The sequence below is a fragment of the Pseudomonas sp. COR18 genome (assembly GCF_048568395.1).
Taxonomy (GTDB): domain Bacteria; phylum Pseudomonadota; class Gammaproteobacteria; order Pseudomonadales; family Pseudomonadaceae; genus Aquipseudomonas; species Aquipseudomonas fuscovaginae_B.
Genome location: NZ_CP183808.1, coordinates 3734506 through 3753558, shown reverse-complemented (window position 1 = coordinate 3753558; position 19053 = coordinate 3734506). Strand labels below are relative to the sequence as shown.

The window sequence follows — 19053 nt, the reverse complement described above, 5'->3', positions numbered from 1 at the left end:
TCATGCTGTCTTCACCGCCACCGCGGGCCGTGGCGCAGCGGGCTTGCGGAACACCAGCACGTTGCCCGCCATCACCGTCAGCAGCCCGAGCAACGCCGGTGCACTCCAGTGGTAGCCCTCGGCATAGGCCGAAACGTTCAGCGCCACCAGCGGGAACAGCACCGTACAGTAGGCGGCCCGTTCCGGCCCCATGCGACCGACCAGGGTCAGGTAGGCGGTGAAACCGATCACCGAGCCTGGAATCACCAGGTACAGCAACGAGCCGAGGTAGCGGGTATTCCACTCCATGACGAACGGAATGCCGCTGAGCAGGCAGTAGGTCCCGAGCATCGCCGCGCCGTAGAGCATGCCCCAGGCGTTGGTGGTCAGTGGCTTGAGCCCGGCCTTCTGCTGCAGGCTGGAAAGCAGATTGCCGGCCGAGAAGCACAGGGTACCGAGCAACGCCAGGCCGAGGCCCAGCGCGGTATGCGGGCCGGCGCTATGCCCGGACAGTTCGGGCCAGAACAGCAGGCCCAGCCCCAGCAGGCCCAGGGCGCCGCCCAGCAGCACGTTACGGGCGATCCGCTGCCTGAGGAACACCCGGGCGTTCAGGGCATTCCACAAGGTCGCGGTGGAAAACACCACCGCCACCAGGCCACTGGGAATCCACTGGCTGGCGGTGAGGAAACACATGAAATTCAGGCAGAACAGGCACAGACCCTGGGCCAGGCAGATCAGATGACCCCGCCGGTTCATCGGCTGCAGGCGCCGGCTGAGCAGCAACATGACGAACAGCACCAGCGCCGCCAGGCCGAAGCGATAGACGATCGACACCGGAATCGCCACCACGCCCAGTTGCAGTTTCAAGGCGATCCAGGTGGTACCCCAGATCAATACGGTGAGCAGATAGAGAAAGAGGTTCATGGTGCGGGCTCCTGAAAGTCCGGCCCAGTCTGCGGCCATGGTGCAGGCTCGCGCTTGCATAAACTTGCGCTTTTGTCGCGGCGGTCATCGCCTGGGGCTGGCAGCCGGCACGCGAGGGAGTAGCATGCGAGACGTTGGAGAACAGACCATGTCCGCACTGGATACCCTGCAAGTCTTTCAAGCCCTCAACCGCTCGCCCCATTCGCGCCTGGAACACAGCGCCGAACTGGGCGACGGGCTGGCGGCCGCCATCTGGAGCAACCACCACGATGCCCAGGACTACGAAGCGCCTGGCCATCACACCCTGTCCTGCTACCTCGCCGGTGGCACCGGCACCTTCCGCCGTGGCCGGCCCGAGACCAAGGGCGGCCCGGACAAGCTGTGCATCCTGCCGGCCGAACACCAGTCCGGCTGGGTGATCAACGGCAGCATCCGGCTGGCGCACCTGTACTTCAGCCCGGAGCAGTTCGCCCTCGGTTGCGTCACCCTGCTGGACCGCGAGCCGCGTGAACTGCAGTTGCAGGAGCACACCTTTCTCGAAGACCCGCAGCAGGCCCGCCGCTTTCGCCAACTGATCGGGCTGGACTGGAACGAACCGGCGGAACGCCTGCTCAGTAGCAGCCTGGCCCATGACCTGCTCGATCATGCGCTGCTCAACCAGGTCGGCCTGCGCCAGGGATTGCGGCTCAAGGGCGGGCTGGCCGCGCATCAGCGGCGCCTGCTGGTGGACTACATCGACCACCGGCTGGAACAGCCGTTGAGCCTTGGCGAGCTGGCCGGGTTATGTACGTTGTCCGAATATCACTTCGCGCGGATGTTCCGCCACAGCTTCGGCCTGCCGCCCCACCAGTATGTCCTGGCCCGACGCCTGGCACGGGCGCGGGTGCTGTTGCGCGGCAGTGCCCGGCCACTCGGAGAGATCGCCCTGGCCTGCGGTTTCGCCAGTGCCAGCCACTTCACCAACCGCTTCCGCCAGGTACTGGGGGCCACGCCCGGCCAGTACCGGCAGGCATTCCTGTACTGAAGGTTGAACACTGCTCCCTGGACTGCCCTCACAGGCCAGGGCTCAATCGGTCTTGTTGGCCAGCGCCGTCACCACCTGGTTCTCGATGTCCTTGATCGCCCAGCCGCCCACCCGGTAGTTGTTGGTCAACATGGCGAACACCAGCGGTTGTCCGTTGCCGCTGGTGACGTACCCGGCCAGCGACGACACGCCACGCATGCTGCCGGTCTTGGCGTGCACATTGTTCGCCGCCGCCGTGCCGCGCAGACGCTTGCGCAAGGTGCCGCCGACCATCCGCTCGGGGTTGCCGGCCACCGGCAGCGCCGCGTACCAGGCGTTGAACCAGGGCCGGTTGCGCACCGCCAGCAGCAGATCGCTGAGGGTCCGCGCCGACACCTGGTTACGCCGGGACAGGCCGGAACCGTCGAACTGCTGCAAACCGGCCGGCGAGACGCCCTGGCGCTGCAGGAAACCGCTCACCGCCGCCGCGCCCGCCACCGCCGTGCCGCTGTTGGCGGTCTTGCGGCCCATGGCCTTGAGCAGGATTTCCGCCATGTTGTTGTTCGACAGTTTGAGCAACGGCGGCATCAGCTCCGCCAGCACCGGCGACTGGTGCTCCGCCAGCGGCCGGGCCTGGGCTGGCGTGGCCAGTCCCAGCACGCTGCCACCTTCGACGACGATACCGCGCTGGAGCAGCGCGCTACGGAACACATCGGCCACCAGCCCGGTCGGCTCCCAGACACTCAGCTGCACCACCCGCTCGGCGCCCTTGGGCAAGGCCCCGCTGATCTGCAGCAGGTTGCTGCCGGAGGCCCGGCTGACCACCAGCGGACCACCACGCCCGGTGATCGCGCGATTGGCCAGGGTCATGTAGCGGTTCTCTGGAGTGAAACTGACCCGTGGAGGCTGGCGTACACCCGCGGCCCGCACATTGACCAGGATCGAGCCGGCATCGAAGTCGGCATTCGGCGACACGCTCAAGGCGGAAATCTGCGCGGCGAAGTACTGCTGCTCATCCGCCGGGTCCCAGTCGAGCCCGAGGCGCTGGCGGTCGAAAGCGGTGTCGTCGAGGATCAGCCGGCCCCGCACCCGGGTGATGCCCTTGCGGGCGAGATCCGCCGCCAGGGCCTGGTAATCCTCCTGACGCATGCTCGGGTCGCCGCTGCCGCGCAGGTACAGGTCGCCGACCAGCAGCCCACCCTGCTGCACGCCGGTGCTCAGCACGGTGGTGGAAAAACGGAAGTCGGCGCCCAGCACGTCCATGGCCGCCGCCGTGGTCACCAGCTTCATGCTCGAAGCCGGCACCAGCCGGCTTTGGGCGTTGTATTCGCAGACCAGCCTGCCGCTGCCCGCCTCACGCACCACCAGCGAGGTCACCGCCCCCTGCATGACCGGGCTGCGCAGGGTGTTGTCGAGCCCGGCGCAGAAATTCGAACGTGGCAGCGGCAACGGCAACTGCGCCGCCTGCAGGATAACCGTACGCACCGGCTCGGGTGCTGGCGGCGCCTTGCTGGAACAGGCCCCGAGCAATGCGCAGCAGACGACCACGACGCCCCTGCCGGTGAAACCTTGTAGCCAATTCATCCAATGCCCCAACTTCAATTGACACAGATACAGAAGAGCCGCGCGGCAAGGCGCGGCCCATCACTCAACGAGGCACATAGGAAAAGGTACTTATCGAGTCAACAGAAGGAATTATGCGGTAACAGGGCCCCGGGAATCCACGCAGGATAGCCGGCTTTCCCGGGACATGAAGCGCTCGGACAGCTGCGGTTAAGGTGCCAGAGGGTGAGCCTGCCGGCGATACCCGGCAGGCGAACCGTATACCTGCTCAGAACTCCAGGGTGCTGGACAGCGAGACCTGCCGCGAATCCCCCATGGAGACGAAGACCCGGCTGGCCGCCGAGGTGTAGTAGGTCTTGTCGAACAGGTTCTTCACGTTGAGCTGGAACTTGACCTTCTGCCCTTCGACCTTGGTGTCATAGGTCGCGAAGGCATCGGCCACGGTGTAGCCCGGCAGTTCGAAGGTGTTGGCCGCATCACCGGCACGCTCGCCGACATAACGGGCCCCGGCGCCGACGCGCAGCTGGTCGCCACCGATGATCGTGCCGAAGTCGTAAACCGCCGACAACGAGCCGCTGTTCTTCGCCACGTTCTGCAGGTCGTTGCCCTGGAAGTTGGCATCCCGGGTGACCTGGGCATCGGTGTAGGCATAGCTGCCGATCACGCTCCAGCGGTCGCTCAACTGGCCGCTGACATCCATTTCCAGGCCACGGGAACGCACTTCCCCGGCCACGCTGTAGACGTTGGTCGCGCCTTCGGCGACGGTGACCAGCACGTTGCGCTTGTGGATATCGAACAGTGCCGCGGTGGCGGTCACCCGGCCCGGCATGTCGAGCTTGGCGCCCAGTTCCCAGGACTTGGACTCTTCCGGATCGATCGAGCCGTCGAGAACCAGGCGCTGGGTGCCGGTGGTGAACAGCGGGGCAATGGTCGAGTTGGGCTTGAACGACTCGGTGTAACTGCCATAGAACGACAGCTCGTCGGTGTAGCGGTAGACCAGGCCGTAACGTGGCGAGAACTTCTGCCCGTTGGTATTGGTGTTGACCTGGAACGACTGGCCCTTGCCGGCATATTCGTCGAAGGTCTCGAAACGCCCGCCAGCGACCAGGATCCAATGGTCATCGAGGTGGATCGAGTCCTGCAGGAACACGGCATCGCTGCGCAGCAGATCGGTCTGGGCACTGTCCTTGGCGCTGACGGTGGTTCCCTCCACTTCAGGCCCATACACCGGATTGAGGTAGTTGAACGCGCGGCGCTGGTTCTGGCGGATCAGCTCGGCCCGGTAGACCTTGCGGTACTCGTCATCCACGCCGAACACCAGGTCATGCTGTAGGCCGACGAGTTGTACCTTGCCTTCGAGGCTGGCGGTGGTGAATCGGTCGGTGGTCAGTGCGCCCTGGGTACCGTCCATGCTGCGGGTCAGGGTGCCGTTGGCATTCACCGAAGTAGTACGCACCTGGCTGGCGTCATAGGTCTCGCGGTTCCAGCTGTAGCCGAAGTGGGCTTTCCAGTTGTCGTTCAGGTCGTGGTCGACCTCGAAGTGGTAGAGATCGGAACGGCCTTCCATGTCGTTGAACGGCTCGTCCAGGCGGCGGTCGGCCGGAATATTCAGCGGATGGTTGGTCTTCGGGTCGATGGCGGTGCCACGGTCGAACGGGGTCAGGAACTCGCGGTGTTCATAGGCGAACAGGACTTTGGTGTTGTCGCCGAACCAGGCCAGGGACGGTGCGATCAGGGTCTCGCGGTGGGTGCCGAAGTTGCGCCAGTAATCCTCGTCTTCATGATCGACGATCATCCGGTAGGCCAGGTTGCTGTCGCCGATCGCCCCGGTGCTGTCGAGGCTGCCGCCACTGCCGTTCTTGCCCGAGCCATAGGTCGAGCCGCGGATCGTCACCGCATTGTACTGCTCCAGTTGAGGCTTCTTGCTGACCAGGTTGACCACCCCGCCCGGGTCCTGGATGCCGTAGAGCAGCGACGCCGGACCCTTGAGCACTTCGACCCGCTCGGTGGTGGCGTTCAGGGCACGGCCCTGCACCACCGGCATGCTGTCGCGCATGATCGAGCCGTTACGGTTGTCGCCGAAACCACGGATCATCACCGCGTCCTGGGTGCTGCCGAGGGTGTTGGCCTGGGTGATGCCGCTGATGTTTCTCAACGCATCGTCCAGATTGCGCGGCGTCTGGTCGCGGATGACCTGGGCCGGGACGATGTTGATGGTCTGCGGGATCTCCTGCAGCGAGGCGCTGGAGCGGGCAATCGAGCTGACCTGCGGCGGCTGGTAGCTGGTGCCGCCCCCATCGTTCGGGCGGTTGCCGTTGATGGTGGTGGCGCCGAGGTTCAGCGCACCTTCGGTCGGCAGCGGCTCCAGGGCCAGGGTGTGTTCGTCGGTACGACGGAAGGTGAAACCGGAGTTGCCGAGCAGGCGCTGCATGGCCTGCTCGGCACTCAACTGACCGCTGACCGCCGGGGCCTGCAGGTTGTAGGGCGCCTCATCGGTGTAGACCACGCTCAGGCCGGTGACCCGGCTGAAATCGTTCAGGGCCTGGGGCAGCGGCTTGGCGGCGATGGAAAAGTTGAAGACTGCACTTTGCTGCGTGCTCGCTTCAACCGCCCGGGCCACGCTCGACGGCAACAGGGCCAGCCCTGAAACCGCCAACGCCGAAGCGCCGAGCCACTGTTTGACCGAATTGCCTGCCACCGATTTTGCCTTGGACTTCATGCTGGAGACCCGTGTATGGATAAGCCGTTGATGCGAATGCATCGCACTTTCACCCACTACACGAATGGCGTCCGGGTTTACCTCACCTCTTTTTTGAAAATATTTTCAGGGCTCGCAGGGTGATGGCGTGATTATCCGGAGCCGCGGCTGATGCTCAGGTCCAGGCCAGGACACTCAGCGCAACACGATGACCCGCCCCAGCAGACTGTGCTGCTCGAACCCCAGCACGCCCTGCAGCGAATCCAGCACCGCCTGCGGGTCCCGATTGGGGAAACTGCCGCTGATCCGCCGCGCCGCCAGGGCATCGTTGAACAGCAGGATGCGCCCCGGGTAGTAGCGTCGCAGGTCGTCCACCACCTCGGCCAGCGGCGCCTTCGAGTAGTTCAGCCAGCCCTGGCGCCAGGCCAGTTGCAGATCGCTGTCCACCGTCTGCAGCGGTTGCGCCGCGCCGTCGGCATAGGCCTGCTGCTGGTTGGCGGTCAGCACCTGTTGCGCCGCGCCCTGAGCGGGCGTAACCCCGACCCGCCCGGACAACACGGTGACCCGCGCGCCCTCGTCCTGCAGACGGACCTCGAACTGAGTCCCCAGTACCCGCACCTCGCCGCCCCTGGCCTCGACCACGAACGGCTCGCCGGTGTGGCTGACACTGAAGAACGCCGAACCACGACGCAGCCGAACATGCCGCTCGTCGCCGCGCAAATCCACGGCGATGGCACTGTCGGTGTCCAGGGTCACCTCGGAGCGATCGGCCAGGGTCACCGTACGCACCTGCCCCGGCGCCGACACATAATCCGCGCCCAGATCGTCGAGCCAGCGCTGCGGCTGCCAACCGGCGCCGACGGCGATCATCAACAACAGGCAGGCGGCCATTGCCAACGGCCCGGACCAGCGGCGCAAGACGCTACGACGCGGACGGTCCATTTCCCTGAGCAACCCCTGCAGGGCGAAGGCCTCTTCCTGCGCCAGGCGGCTGGCCGGCACCTCACTCAGCTCCCAGAGCACCTGGGCCTGGGCATAGGCCTCGGCATGGGCCGGATCAGCCTGTAACCAACGGCTGAACATCGCCTGCTCGGCGCTGCCGGGCTGGTCGTGCAAGCGGCTCAACCAGACCAGCGCGGCCTGTTCCTGAGCGGGCGTCACCTGGACGCTGGAGCGGTTCATTTCGAGGCATTCCCTGGCGTGCGCGGTATCTGGGGATCACGAAGGCTGGCCTTGCAGGCTTCGAGGGCGCGCATCATATGTTTTTCCACGGCACTTTGGGACAACCCCATGGCCCGGGCGATCTCGGCGTACTTGCGCCCATGGATGCGGTTCAGCAGGAAAATCTGCCGCGTGCGCTCCGGCAGCGCCCGCAACGCCGCTTCGACATGCCGCAGGTCATTGCCGGCTTCCAAGGCCGCCTCGGGCTCGTGGCTCTCGATGGGCTGCTCGGGCAACCAGCCTTCATTGACTCGCACCCGGGCCCCCTCGCTGCGCAGATGATCGATGGCAATGTTGCCGGCACAACGCAGCAGGTAGGTGCTCAACTCCTCCACCTGCACCAGCGGCCGGCGCCAGAAGCGCAGGAACAGGTCCTGCACCAGGTCGGCCGCCGTCGCCCGACAGCCGACGCGGCGGCTGACCAGCGCTTCCATCTGCGAACGCTGGGAGAGGAATACCCGCAGGAAATGCGCGCGCCCGGCACTGCTTTCCAGGTCATTGCCTTGTGGCGATTCGGGTGGCGTCAGCATCAGGTTCAAGACAGCACCCGCGCAGCCAGACGGCTGCCTGGCAGGCCCGATGCCGCCAACGCCCATGCCACAGGCACCTGCGAAGTGACAGCCAGACGATAGGAGACGGACAGCCTGCCAGTACTGCTTTTCATGGACCGACCTTGGAAAAGGGAAAACGCGAAAGGCGACCATCGGAAATACCCCGACAAGCCACTGCGAATAATCGCGCAATATTAATGATAAATATTCTCATACGCAAAAGACGCCGACGAATATCGCCTGCTCCGTGGATCGGGGTGGATTGCCGAATGTCCCGGCCGGGCCCTACAATGCGAACAATTCTTGTTCTCTTAAGCATCCACGCCAGTGGCCGGAGTGCTAACGGTGCACCACGCACAAACCGTCGAAGTCCTTTACCACGCCCACCACGGCTGGCTCACCGGCTGGTTGCGGCGCCGTCTCGGCTGCCCGGAAAACGCCGCGGACCTGGCCCAGGACACCTTCATTAAGGTGCTGGCGGCGCGGGAGACGCCGCAGCTCATCGAGCCCCGCGCATTCCTGACGACCATCGCCAAGCGCGTGCTGTGCAACCACTACCGGCGCCAGGACCTGGAGCGCGCCTACCTGGAAACCCTGGCGCAGTTCCCGGAGATGCTCGCCCCGTCGGAGGAAGAGAAGGCAATCATCCTGCAGACCCTGGTGGAGCTGGACCAGTTGCTCGACGGTTTGCCCCGCCTGGTGAAACGCGCGTTCCTGCTGTCCCAGGTCGACGGCCTGAGCCACGGCGCCATTGCCGCCGAACTGGGCATTTCGCTCGCCACCGTCAAGCGCCACCTGACCAAGGCAGCGATGCGCTGCTACTTCGCCCGATGAGGTCGCCGATGTCCGGCCCGGCGGACTTTTCCAGCCAGGTCGCCGAGCAGGCGGTGCACTGGTTGATGGAAGTCCAGAGTGGCCCGCTCGACCCGCGCCGGCAGCAGGCGCTGCAGCAATGGCTGGCCGCCCACGGCGAACACCAGCGGGCGTGGGAGCATATTCAGCGGGTCAATCAGCGGCTGCGCGGGCTATCCTCGCCGCTGGCCCATGCGGCCCTGAATGCGCCACGTAGCCAGGGCCGGCGCCAGGCCTTGAAGCTTTTGTTGCTGTTGGGTGCGGGCTCGGCGCTGGGCTGGGGCCTTCGCGAGCACAACCCGCTCACGCCGCTGCTGGCCGACTATCGCACCCCGATCGGCCAACGGCGCAAGCTGCAACTGGCCGATGGCAGCCAGTTGCAGCTCAATACCGGCACCGCAGTCGATGTGCGCTTCGATGCCGGGCAACGGCTGGTCCGTCTGCTCGAAGGACAGATCCTGCTGAACGCAGTGGCCGACAGCCGGCCACTGCTGCTCGCCACCGCCCAGGGCGTGGTCCGCACGCAGCAGGCTCGGATCGACGTCCGGCAAGGGCGCGACCACACGCAACTGGCGGTGCTCGACGGCCAGGTCGAACTGCGCCCCACGGACTGGAGCGGCACGTCGTTGCTGTTGCCGAAGAACCGGCAGGTGCGCTTCAGCCGCCAGGGTTGGGAGATCCCTCAACCACTCGAGGCCGGCGGCAGTGCCTGGACCGAGGGCATGCTGGTCGCCGCCCATATGCGCCTGGCGGATTTCCTCGACGAATTGAGCCGCTATCGACGCGGGCAACTGCACTGCGACCCGCAGGTGGCCCACCTGCTGATCTCCGGCAGCTACCCGCTGGACGACAGCGAACGCATTCTCGACCTGCTGGAAATCAGCCTGCCGGTGCGGGTACGGCGATTCACCCGTTTCTGGGTCAACGTCGAGGCACGGGCCTGAAGCGGCCGCAGAAAAATAATCGGAAAAGAGTGAGCCGTTTTTTCAGTGTCGCGTGACAGAGAAGGAAAGCCACCTTGCCCCCACTTCTCAGGATCGCCCCATGCCCTCTCAATCGTCCCGTCTCACCCCCCTCGCCCGCTCCCTGCGCTACCTGCTGCTGGGCGCCAGCCTGAACCTTGGCAACCTTGCCCAGGCCGATCAGGCCACGGTCCGGCATTACCAGATCGCGCCGACCTCGCTGGAAAACGCCCTCAACCAGTTCGGCCGCCAGGCTGGCGTGCTGATTTCCTTCGGCTCCCAGGTTACCGGCAACCTGCAAAGCCACGGGCTGGACGGTGACTACAGCCCCGCCGCCGGGCTCGCTGCCCTGCTCGCAGGCACCGGCCTGCAGGCCCGCGACGAAGGCAACAATGCCTTCAGCCTGCAACCGGCAGCGGCGGCTGGCGCGACGCCCCTGGAGCTGGGCACTTCGACCGTGGTCGGTGACTGGCTCGGTTCCGCCGAACAGGCCAATGTCTTCGAACATCCCGGCGCCCGTGATGTGATCCGCCGCGAAGAGTTCGAGCGCCAGGGCGCCACCCAGGCCCGCGATGTGCTCAATCGCATCCCCGGCGTCAACGCTCCGGAGAACAACGGCACCGGCAGCCATGACATGGCGCTGAACTTCGGTATCCGTGGCCTCAACCCGCGGCTGGCTTCGCGCTCGACGGTCCTGATGGACGGCATCCCGGTGCCGTTCGCCCCCTACGGCCAGCCGCAGCTGTCATTCGCCCCGGTGAGCATGGACAACATGGACGCCGTCGATGTCGTCCGTGGCGGCGGCGCGGTACGCTACGGCCCGCAGAACGTCGGCGGCATCGTCAACTTCGTGACCCGGGCGATTCCCGACACGCCCACGGTCAAAGGTGGTTTCCAGACCGAAGTCAGCCCGTCCTCCAGCCAGGATGGCTTCAAGCGCACCGGCAACCTGCTGGCCGGCGGCACCGCCGACAACGGCCTGGGCGGCGCCCTGCTGTATTCCGGCACTCGCGGCAGCGACTGGCGCGAACACAGCGACACCGAGATCGACGACCTGATCCTCAAGGGCAAGTACCAGCTCGACGACGCCAACAGCTTCACCGCCATGGCCCAATACTACGAAGGCCAGGCCGACATGCCCGGCGGCCTGAGCAGCGCCGCCTATGCGGCCGACCCGTACCAGTCGACCCGCCTGAAGGACAGCTTCTGGGGTCGGCGGACGATGTTCGACTTCGGCTACCGCTACCAGCAGGATCGTCGCGAATTCACCGTGAACAGTTTCTTCACCAAGACCCTGCGCAGCGGTTACCTGGACCAGGGCAGCTTCCTCTCCCTGTCCCCGCGCGAGTACTGGGTGCGTGGCCTGGAAACCCGTTTCAGCCAGGGCTTCGACCTCGGCGACACGGTGCACGAGCTGGGCGTCGGCTACCGCTATATCAACGAGGCCGGTCACGAACTGCGCTACCGCACGCCGATCACCAGCAACCAGGTCTTCCCTGACACCCACAGCCGCAACGACCGCGACACCCGTGGAGCCACCCAGGCCCATGCAGTGTTCATCGATGACCGCATCGATATCGGCAAGTGGACCTTCACCCCAGGCATCCGCTACGAAATGATCGATACCCGGCAGAACAACAACCTGACACACGTGCAGTACCAGGGCGACTACAACACCGCGTTGCCGGCGCTGAATGTGCTGTATCACCTGAACGGAAGCTGGAACCTCTACGCCAATACCGAAGGCTCCTTCGGCAGCGTGCAATACAGCCAGATGCCCAACCGGGTGGCGGGTGGCGAAGTGAAACCGGAGAAGGCACGGACCTGGGAACTCGGCACCCGCTATGACAACGGCAGCCTGCGCGCGGAGATCGGGGCGTTCCTGATCAACTTCGACAACCAGTACGACAGCAACCAGACCAACGACACGGTGATCGCCCGTGGCCAGACGCGCCACCAGGGGATCGAGACCAGCGTCAACTATGCCCTCGACGGGCTGAGCCCGGCACTGGCGGGGTTCGATGTGTACGCGACCTACGCCTACGTCGACGCGACCATCCGCGAGGACGGCCCGAACAAGGGCAACCGCGTACCGTTCTCTTCCAAGCACAAGGGTACTCTGGGGGTCAGCTACACCGAGGGGCCGTGGAAACTGAACCTGGACAGCAGTTACCAGAGCAGCCAGTTCGCCGACAACGCCAACACCCACGCGGAAAGTGCCGACGGCAGCACCGGACGTATTCCCGGCTATATGCTGTTCAGCAGCCGCGCGGCCTACGACTTCGGCCCACAGCTGTCGGATCTGAACGTTGCCGTCGGGGTGAAGAACATCTTCAACCATCAGTACTTCACCCGCTCGTTCGACGACAACAACAAGGGCAAGTACGTAGGTGAACCACGCACGGTCTACCTGCAGACCTCCGTAGCGTTCTGAGCCGATTCACGCCGCAATAAAAAAGGGCCTGCAAATGCAGGCCCTTTTTTTCAGCGCTGACGGTCAGCCATTGGCGGCCAGGCGTACGCGCTCTTTCTCTTCGAACTCCTCTTCCAGAAGGGCATCACCCAGGTCGCGGCGCTCGCCCCTGACGATGGTGGCGCGCTTGGCCGCCAGTTTGCCGAACAGGTGTTCCAGTGCATGCTCCAGTTTGCTTGACGCGCCGTCGATCGCCTGTTCCAGCGTATCGGCCTTATGGGTGACGGAAATCGGTTGGCGGCCTTTTGGCCGGGCTTCGATCTGGCAACGAATATCGTGGGGGCCGGGCTTGTCGCCGTTCTCATCCCCGAGGTGGACTTCGACCCGGGTCAGGTCGTCTTCGTAGCGTTCGAGCGTGCTCTCAACGGTCGTACGGACCCACTCCTCCAGTCGTTTGCTGCTTTGAATATGGTTATCACTATTGACTTGGATTTGCATAGTTCTTCCCTTATTTCAGCTAGCTCGCAAGAGGTTCGCCGCACCGCTGGAGGCAGTGCGAAACATAGCCTCTTGTCTACAGAGTTGGGCAGCTGGAAAAACAATTCAAGCCCTTTGAAAAGATAAATATTTTTCGACAAAAAAAGCCGGACAAGCCGCAAAAGCACTGGTATGGTCGGGAATTGGGTCGGGCCTTAGCATCTGAAATTTCCCGACACAACGTCAGCTGAAAATCCCCACCGAATCGACCTCCCCGCTCATGGCGAACGCCCCGCCCGTGATCCGGCACAGGGCTTGCTTTGTCATTCTCCAGTTCGACGGTTCCGGCATGAAGCCAGGACCACGGATGGCCAGTGGTCCGGAATAACGAACCAATCCGGTTTCCACGTAGTCAATGCCTGCATGTTCCGATCAGAACGGTGAAAACCATGGACAATCCCTTCCAGTTGATCAACGACGCCTTCCAGCCCGAGTACCGGGTCAACCTGAGCCTGCAGGGCCTGGATGGCAGCATCCTGCTGACCCTGTCCAATGCCGACGGCGTGGTCGCCAAGCGGATGATCAGCCCGGCGCAACGCAACGACCCGCAGCGCCTGAAACGCCTGATACAGAGCGTGCAGTTCGGCATCGCCATCGAGCAGGGCCACAGCGCCCTGGAGATTCTCACGGCCATGACCGACGACGACAATCTCAAGCTGCTGGCCCGCCCTGCCAGGCTTCCCCGGCCGGAGCTCGGCTACCTGGCGATCTAGACCAATTGCAGCCCATTGGGGCGCGCGCCGGGGAAAACGACCTGCAACTGCGCAGCGGACATTCCCCAGGTCCGCCCCAGCAGCCCACCCAGCAGGTCACGGTAGTTGTTGAGCACCGGATAGTCGCGGTTCTGCAGCAGGCCGGCCGCGTTCACCGCCACCTGCTCTCCGGCGATCCGCCCGCCCCGCACGCTGCCGCCCAGCACCCAATACACCGTGCCGTGCCCGTGGTCGGTGCCGCGGTTGCCGTTCTCGCGAAAGGTTCGGCCAAACTCCGAAACCACCACCACCGTGGTGTCTTTCCACTGCTCGCCCATGGCCTCGGCAAACGCGGCCAGGCCCTGGCCGAGGTTGGCCAGGTTGTTCGACAGTTGCCCCTGGACGCCCCCCTGATTGACATGGGTATCCCAGCCGCCGACATCGACGAAACCCAGGCGGTACTGATCGCGCAACAGGGTGGCGATGCGCCGGGTTTCGGCGGCGAAGTTGCGGGCCGTCGGTGCGCCGCGCCCGGCCTTCTGCATTTCCTCCTGCAACTCTCGGGAAACCTGCTGGCGCAGTTCCAGGCCGTCGGCGACCGACGCCGCCAGCGGCGTGCCCTGGTACATCGAGGCGAGAATGTTCGACTGGCGCTCATCGAACACCGGCCTGGACAGCCCGCGCAGCGACAGGTTGGGGATATCCCGGCCGCCCTGGAAGCTCGCCGGCAGGGCGTCGGTGAAGGCGATCGGCGCGCTGCCGGGGACGGCGCCCGCCAGGCGGGCGAGGAAGCCCGACCGGTAATGGGACTGCTGCCCGGCCTGCTGCCCGGCCTCGATATTGTCCTGGGTCTCGAAATGGCTGCGTGACAGGTCGTCGGTCCCGGCGAACGGCACAAAGGCGATCTGCTTGCGCTGCCACAGCGGGTAGATCGAATCCCGCAGCACCGGGTTCAGGCCCCAGTGGCCATCCAGGGCGATGGCGCTGTCGGCGTTGTGGGCATCCGGGCGGGCAATCGCCAGACTCGGACGCGACTCGTAGTAGAAGTCGCTGGCGTAGGGCACCAGCAGGTTGTTGCAATCGTAGCCACCGCGCAGGAACACCAGCAGAAAACGCGGGGCCGACGCGGGGGCGGCGAACAGCCGTGTGGAAAACGACAGGCCCGGCAGCGTCACCGCGCCTGCCGCACAGGCCAGCAGAAAGTCTCGACGATTCATCAGGGCACCTAGCGATGGTTGAAATCGGGGGAGGACAGCAGAAAGGTGTTCCACTCCTGCGGCGACCGGGCCTGATTCAGCGCCCCGAGAGTGGCCGCCGACAGATGCGGCTCAATGGCGTCGTAGTACAGCGGCGTGGTGATCAGCGGGAATCCGGCACCGATGCTCTGGCTGCCCTCGGGCGTGAACAGCCGATTGCTGCCCGCGCCAATGGCCCGGGCGATTTCAAAGCGCTTTGACATCTGCCCGGAACTGGCCCAGCCGGCCGCATCGAGCGGCCAGCCATCGGGCGTCAGACGGCCGAACAACGGCTCGCCCAGCTGGTTCAGCCAGTTGAGCAGCGGACGCGGGTTGGCGATCGGTTTGCCGTCGTAGGCCAGGCGTACGGCCGAGACCACGAACTGCATCGGGTCCTTGAATTTCCTGCCGGCGCTGTGCTGCAGCTCCGGCGACTCGAACAGCGTGCCCATGACCTGGGCGATATCGCCGTCGGTGCGCTGAAAGGTGGCGCTCACGCGATCGACCAGGGCCTGCGGTGGCTGATCGGCGACGAAGTATTCGGCCAGCTTGCGCGAGATGAAGCGGGCACAGGCCGGCTGCCGGGTGATCAACTCCACCGCGCGGGTGATCTCGTCGAAGCCGCTGCCGGCTATCGGCTGGCCCAGCAGCACCTTATCGCTGAAGTCATGCCGGTTGGGGTTGAACTGGAACAGGCCGTCGCGCACCACCAGCGGCGCGACCCGCGGGCCGAACTTCTGCACCCGGTCATCCAGCGGCAGCACCCCGGCACCGGTGAGGATCAGCGCCAATTGCTGGACATCCTGCTGGGTATAGCCGGAGCCGACACCCAGGGTGTGCAGCTCCATCAGTTCACGGGCGTAGTTCTCGTTGACCTTGCCCCGGGCGTTCTGCGCATTGTCCAGGTATTCCAGCATGGCCGGGCTCTTGAGCGTCGCCAATACCAGATCCTTGAACTTGCCCAGCGCGTGGGGGCGGATCACCCGTTCCTCGTAGTCGGCCACCATCAGCCGCACCGAGCCCTTGCCGGCGAAGACGCTGAAGTGGTTGAGCCAGAACCACACCAGCTGTTCCTTGAGCGGGTTGCTGCCGTAGACCGCCCGCAGCAGGACGATCTGCCGGGCCTGGTCGGCGGCGTCGTTGGCCTGGCGCTGCAAGGCCTTCTTCTCCTCGGCCTGGGGATCGCCGGCGGGCATCGACTTGACCTGTTCCTGGGCCTGCCGGAAGGCCAGCAGGGTCGCCTGCAACGGGGTCGCCAGGATCGGATAGGCCTGCAACTGGGCCTCGATGGCGGGCGGCAACGAATCGTGGAGACGATCGTTCAGTTGCGCCTGCAACAGCCCGGTACGGCCCATGGCCCGGAAGCGGGCGACATTGGCTGCATCCAGGTCGAAACCGTCACGCCGCAGCCAGGCCGCATCAGCCGGGCTCAGGGGCGCGGCCGCCGCCATGGCCGCGACGGGGGCAAAAAGCGAGACCAGCAACCAGCAACACAGCGGTCGAAAAACAGCACGGGCAAGCGACATGCGGAAACTTCCTTGCTGGGAAAATGTTGTCTACCACAGCACCAGTGTCTATCCGTGCGCCTGTCCGGAGGCTGACACCCTTCATCCCCAGGACCGCCTGCAGCGCCTGACTGACGCCCACCCGACCAACGGCAACCGACATGGAACAAAGCGCCTTCGGGTTCAGCCAACGGACAGACACACACTGTTACAACCTATTCAACGGCCGAACCTGAAAATTCCGTCGTTCACTACAGACACGCCATGCCAGGAAGAGTCCGAGGAGGTCTGATGTTTTTTCGTTATGCCGTGTTGGCCATCGCGGTGGTCGCCGCAGCGGGCTGTGTGCAGGAACGGGTGGTACGTGAACGCCCGGTGATCGTCGAGCGCCCTGCGCCGGTCAGGTACGTCGAGGTGGTGGCGCCACAACCGCCACCGCAGGAAGTCATCGAAGTCGAGCCGGCCTACCGTCCGGGCTTCATCTGGGCCCGCGGCTACTGGCATTGGGATGGTCGCCGCTATGTGGCGGTGCACGGCCACTGGGAGCCGGTGCGGCCCGGCTACCGCTACGTGCACCCGCACTGGGAGCAGCGTGGGGATGGCTGGCACCTGCGGGCCGGGATGTGGATCAACTGACCCACGGGAACGCTCCTGGAAGGCGGGCTCAGAGCTCGCCTTTTTCCACTTCGGGATGTTCGGCCGAACCCTCGCCGACCTTGCGCTGCGGGTGCTCGATCTTCACCGAGGGGAACTGCGACGAGGCGTAACGCACCACCAGGATCGCGAAGGCCAGCAGCAGGATCGCCCCGGACACGTAGACCACGCCCATGTCCGGTGGGTTGTGGTGCGACACATTGGAGATCAGCAGGCGGGTCAGCGCGGTAATCGCTACATAGATCAGGAAGCGCACCGGCATGTGGTTGGTCTTGAAGTAGATCCCGACCATCGCGCCCAGCTCGAGGTAGATGAACAACAGGAGGATGTCATCGATCTTGATGTGCCCCTCCTCGATCATCAGCAGGAACTCCATCACGGCCGCCCAGGCCGTGACCCCACCGATGGCGAACAGTGCCAGGTAATGGAAGGACTCGACGAACAGATTGCCCAGGGACTCAGCCACCTGATGCACGTTTTGCCGCAGTTTCTCGGCCCAATTGATTTTCACGGTGCACGTCCTTAGATCGGCTCGATCGGATGATGCGGGTTGAAGGTGACTGTTTCACTGCACGTAAAAGCCATGCAGAAAAAAGGCCAGGGGCTGGAGTGAGATGGTGACCGCGGCCTTCGAGGCACGTGCCCCCGGCCTATGACGGCGGCTTTGCCCGCGACCGGAAGCCGCACCCCCTGACAAAACCCGAAACAGGTCTACATTAAAAAGCCACTATCCAAACCTCGAGGATTCGCATATCCTCTTAACTGTATATAAATACAGTAATCGCACAAGACAACCTATCGAGAAGGCATGTGAGGTGGTAAATGGCCGTCGAAGTGGTATACCGCAGCAGCCGAGATCTGGAGCGTTTGTTCATGGATAAAGCCGAAGCTGACCGTCATGACAAGATGCTCGAACTGGCCGAATTGCTGGCTGAAGTCCTGCAGAAGGCCGTGCCTTCGCTGAACGAGCAACAGGTGGAGGAAGTCGGCATCTACATGGCGAAGAACCGCGATGTATTCGCCAAGGCCTTCAAGAGCCAGCCGGACGCCCTGTCCGAACTGCTCTCGGCCCCGGCAGACGCCGAGTAACCCGGGACCTCAGCGGTACAGCAGGCGTTCCGCCAGCTCGTCCGCGACCCGCGCTGGCGAGCGTTTTTCCGCCTGGGCATGGGCAAAGACCTCGGTCAGCCGCGCACCGATTCGTGACAGGTGCGCGGTGATGTCCGACAGTTCCCCCCCGTGGTGCCTGAGCGCCACATAGATCAACCCTCCAGAGTTGATCACGTAGTCCGGCGCATAGAGGATCCCGCGCTTTTCCAACTGGTCGGCGACGCTCAGGTTGGTCAATTGCGTGTTGGCGGAACCGGCGACAGCCGCACACCGCAGCTGCATCACGCTCTGGCTGGTGAGGACGTTGCCCAGGCCGCAGGGCGCGAAGATATCGCAGGGCGTGCTGATCAACGCCTCGGTCGCGACCGGGTGGGCGCCCAACTGCTCCATCGCCAACTGCACCTTGCCCTGATCGTTGTCACTGACCAGCAACTCCGCCCCACCGCGTGCAGTTGTTCGGCCAGGGCATAACCGACATTGCCCAGCCCCTGGACCGCCACGCGCAGGCCTTCGAGATTGTCGCTGCCCAGGCGTGCCATGGCCGTGGCACGGATGCCGGCGAATACCCCCAGAGCCGCGTAGGGCGACGGGTCGCCCGCGCTGGTGGTGCTGGTGACATGCCGGGTGTACTGGGCGATGCAATCCATGTCGGCCGTTGAAGTGCCGCTGTCGATCGCGGTGATGTAGCGGCCATCGAGCTGTTCGATACAGCGGCCGAAGGCCTCGAACAGCGCGGCCCGGCTCTCGACATGGGCAGGCCGGACGATCACCGCCTTGCCACCGCCCACCGGCAGGCCGGCGAGAGCCGCCTTGTAGCTCATCCCCTGGGCCAGGCGGATGGCGTCGGTCATGGCGGATTCGTCGTCAGGGTAGGCCAGGTAACGACAACCACCCAGGGCAGGCCCCAGGCGACGGTTATGGATGGCGATCACCGCCTTCAACCCGGTCACCGGGTCGACGCTGAGGTGCAGCGATTCAAGGCGAGTGCTTTGCATGAGAGCAAACATCGAATAGCCCCCTGATCACTTCTTGTACACAGCGAGTATAGGCTTGCCCGCAAAGAATGCCGAAGTACCGGGGAATAAGCCGGCCAGCATTGCAGGCTTTATGACATAACCCGCCGGGGCCCCAAACCACTGGACGAAACCCCGCAG

The 19053-nt window shown here is 64.6% G+C and carries 16 protein-coding genes and 1 pseudogene; 7 read left to right on the top strand and 10 right to left on the bottom strand.

From position 1 onward, the window contains the following. Positions 1 to 903 carry a DMT family transporter gene (locus ACM62G_RS17355; RefSeq protein WP_273825793.1) on the bottom strand — a complete coding sequence of 301 codons (903 nt, stop codon included), beginning with the start codon at positions 901 to 903 and terminating at the stop codon, positions 1 to 3. Positions 904 to 1051: 148 nt separating this feature from the next. Between ACM62G_RS17355 and ACM62G_RS17350 the strand changes: the two genes are divergently transcribed. Continuing rightward, positions 1052 to 1927: a helix-turn-helix domain-containing protein gene (locus ACM62G_RS17350; protein WP_419735221.1), complete on the top strand. Its 876-nt coding sequence runs from the start codon at positions 1052 to 1054 to the stop codon at positions 1925 to 1927. Positions 1928 to 1969: 42 nt separating this feature from the next. On the opposite strand, the gene dacB is transcribed toward ACM62G_RS17350, so the two are convergent. From dacB to ACM62G_RS17330, 4 genes are all read right to left on the bottom strand, one after another. Beyond that, positions 1970 to 3490, bottom strand: coding sequence for a D-alanyl-D-alanine carboxypeptidase/D-alanyl-D-alanine-endopeptidase (gene dacB / locus ACM62G_RS17345; protein WP_416770466.1), 1521 nt, complete (start codon positions 3488 to 3490; stop codon positions 1970 to 1972). A gap of 247 nt (positions 3491 to 3737) precedes the next feature. Continuing rightward, positions 3738 to 6188 (bottom strand): TonB-dependent siderophore receptor, encoded by a 2451-nt coding sequence (locus ACM62G_RS17340; RefSeq protein ID WP_419735220.1) that lies wholly within the window; start codon positions 6186 to 6188, stop codon positions 3738 to 3740. Positions 6189 to 6362: 174 nt separating this feature from the next. Next, on the bottom strand, positions 6363 to 7349 hold the full coding sequence (locus ACM62G_RS17335) for a FecR family protein (RefSeq protein WP_419735219.1): 987 nt from the start codon (positions 7347 to 7349) through the stop codon (positions 6363 to 6365). Next, complete coding sequence (locus ACM62G_RS17330; protein ID WP_419737534.1) at positions 7346 to 7918, bottom strand: RNA polymerase sigma factor; 573 nt, start codon at positions 7916 to 7918, stop codon at positions 7346 to 7348. Before ACM62G_RS17330 ends, ACM62G_RS17335 begins: the two co-directional genes overlap by 4 nt. A gap of 366 nt (positions 7919 to 8284) precedes the next feature. On the opposite strand from ACM62G_RS17330, the gene ACM62G_RS17325 reads away from it, so the two are divergent. The 3 genes from ACM62G_RS17325 (at position 8285) to fecA (ending at position 12187) form a co-directional block, all read left to right on the top strand. Beyond that, complete coding sequence (locus ACM62G_RS17325; protein ID WP_419735218.1) at positions 8285 to 8773, top strand: sigma-70 family RNA polymerase sigma factor; 489 nt, start codon at positions 8285 to 8287, stop codon at positions 8771 to 8773. An 8-nt stretch (positions 8774 to 8781) separates the two neighbouring features. After that, the gene (locus tag ACM62G_RS17320; protein WP_419735217.1) at positions 8782 to 9735 is read left to right on the top strand and encodes a FecR domain-containing protein; all 954 of its coding nucleotides are present in this window, start codon (positions 8782 to 8784) and stop codon (positions 9733 to 9735) included. Positions 9736 to 9835: 100 nt separating this feature from the next. Further along, complete coding sequence (fecA, locus tag ACM62G_RS17315) at positions 9836 to 12187, top strand: TonB-dependent Fe(3+) dicitrate receptor FecA (protein ID WP_419735216.1); 2352 nt, start codon at positions 9836 to 9838, stop codon at positions 12185 to 12187. A 63-nt stretch (positions 12188 to 12250) separates the two neighbouring features. Here fecA and ACM62G_RS17310 read toward each other — a convergent pair whose 3' ends face one another. Next, a complete protein-coding gene (locus tag ACM62G_RS17310) occupies positions 12251 to 12664 on the bottom strand; it encodes an HPF/RaiA family ribosome-associated protein (protein ID WP_054059996.1) in 414 nt (137 codons plus the stop codon). Positions 12665 to 13092: 428 nt separating this feature from the next. On the opposite strand from ACM62G_RS17310, the gene ACM62G_RS17305 reads away from it, so the two are divergent. After that, positions 13093 to 13416, top strand: coding sequence for a DUF3509 domain-containing protein (locus ACM62G_RS17305; protein ID WP_054059997.1), 324 nt, complete (start codon positions 13093 to 13095; stop codon positions 13414 to 13416). On the opposite strand, the gene ACM62G_RS17300 is transcribed toward ACM62G_RS17305, so the two are convergent. Both ACM62G_RS17300 and ACM62G_RS17295 read right to left on the bottom strand, forming a co-directional pair. Continuing rightward, positions 13413 to 14612, bottom strand: a complete 1200-nt coding sequence (locus ACM62G_RS17300) for a DUF1501 domain-containing protein (protein WP_273825800.1) — start codon at positions 14610 to 14612, stop codon at positions 13413 to 13415. The genes ACM62G_RS17305 and ACM62G_RS17300 overlap by 4 nt on opposite strands. 8 nt (positions 14613 to 14620) lie before the next feature. Beyond that, positions 14621 to 16156 (bottom strand): DUF1800 domain-containing protein, encoded by a 1536-nt coding sequence (locus ACM62G_RS17295; RefSeq protein WP_419735215.1) that lies wholly within the window; start codon positions 16154 to 16156, stop codon positions 14621 to 14623. 270 nt (positions 16157 to 16426) lie between these two features. Here ACM62G_RS17295 and ACM62G_RS17290 point away from each other — a divergent pair, with 270 nt between their 5' ends. Beyond that, on the top strand, positions 16427 to 16771 hold the full coding sequence (locus ACM62G_RS17290) for a YXWGXW repeat-containing protein (RefSeq protein ID WP_054060366.1): 345 nt from the start codon (positions 16427 to 16429) through the stop codon (positions 16769 to 16771). Between the two features lie 28 nt (positions 16772 to 16799). Here ACM62G_RS17290 and ACM62G_RS17285 read toward each other — a convergent pair whose 3' ends face one another. Then, positions 16800 to 17300: a phosphate-starvation-inducible protein PsiE gene (locus tag ACM62G_RS17285; protein WP_054060365.1), complete on the bottom strand. Its 501-nt coding sequence runs from the start codon at positions 17298 to 17300 to the stop codon at positions 16800 to 16802. 311 nt (positions 17301 to 17611) lie between these two features. Between ACM62G_RS17285 and ACM62G_RS17280 the strand changes: the two genes are divergently transcribed. Continuing rightward, complete coding sequence (locus ACM62G_RS17280; protein WP_054060364.1) at positions 17612 to 17878, top strand: YebG family protein; 267 nt, start codon at positions 17612 to 17614, stop codon at positions 17876 to 17878. A gap of 9 nt (positions 17879 to 17887) precedes the next feature. On the opposite strand, the pseudogene ACM62G_RS17275 reads toward ACM62G_RS17280, so the two are convergent. Then, a pseudogene (locus ACM62G_RS17275) lies at positions 17888 to 18906 on the bottom strand (Leu/Phe/Val dehydrogenase). Positions 18907 to 19053 lie beyond the last annotated feature (147 nt).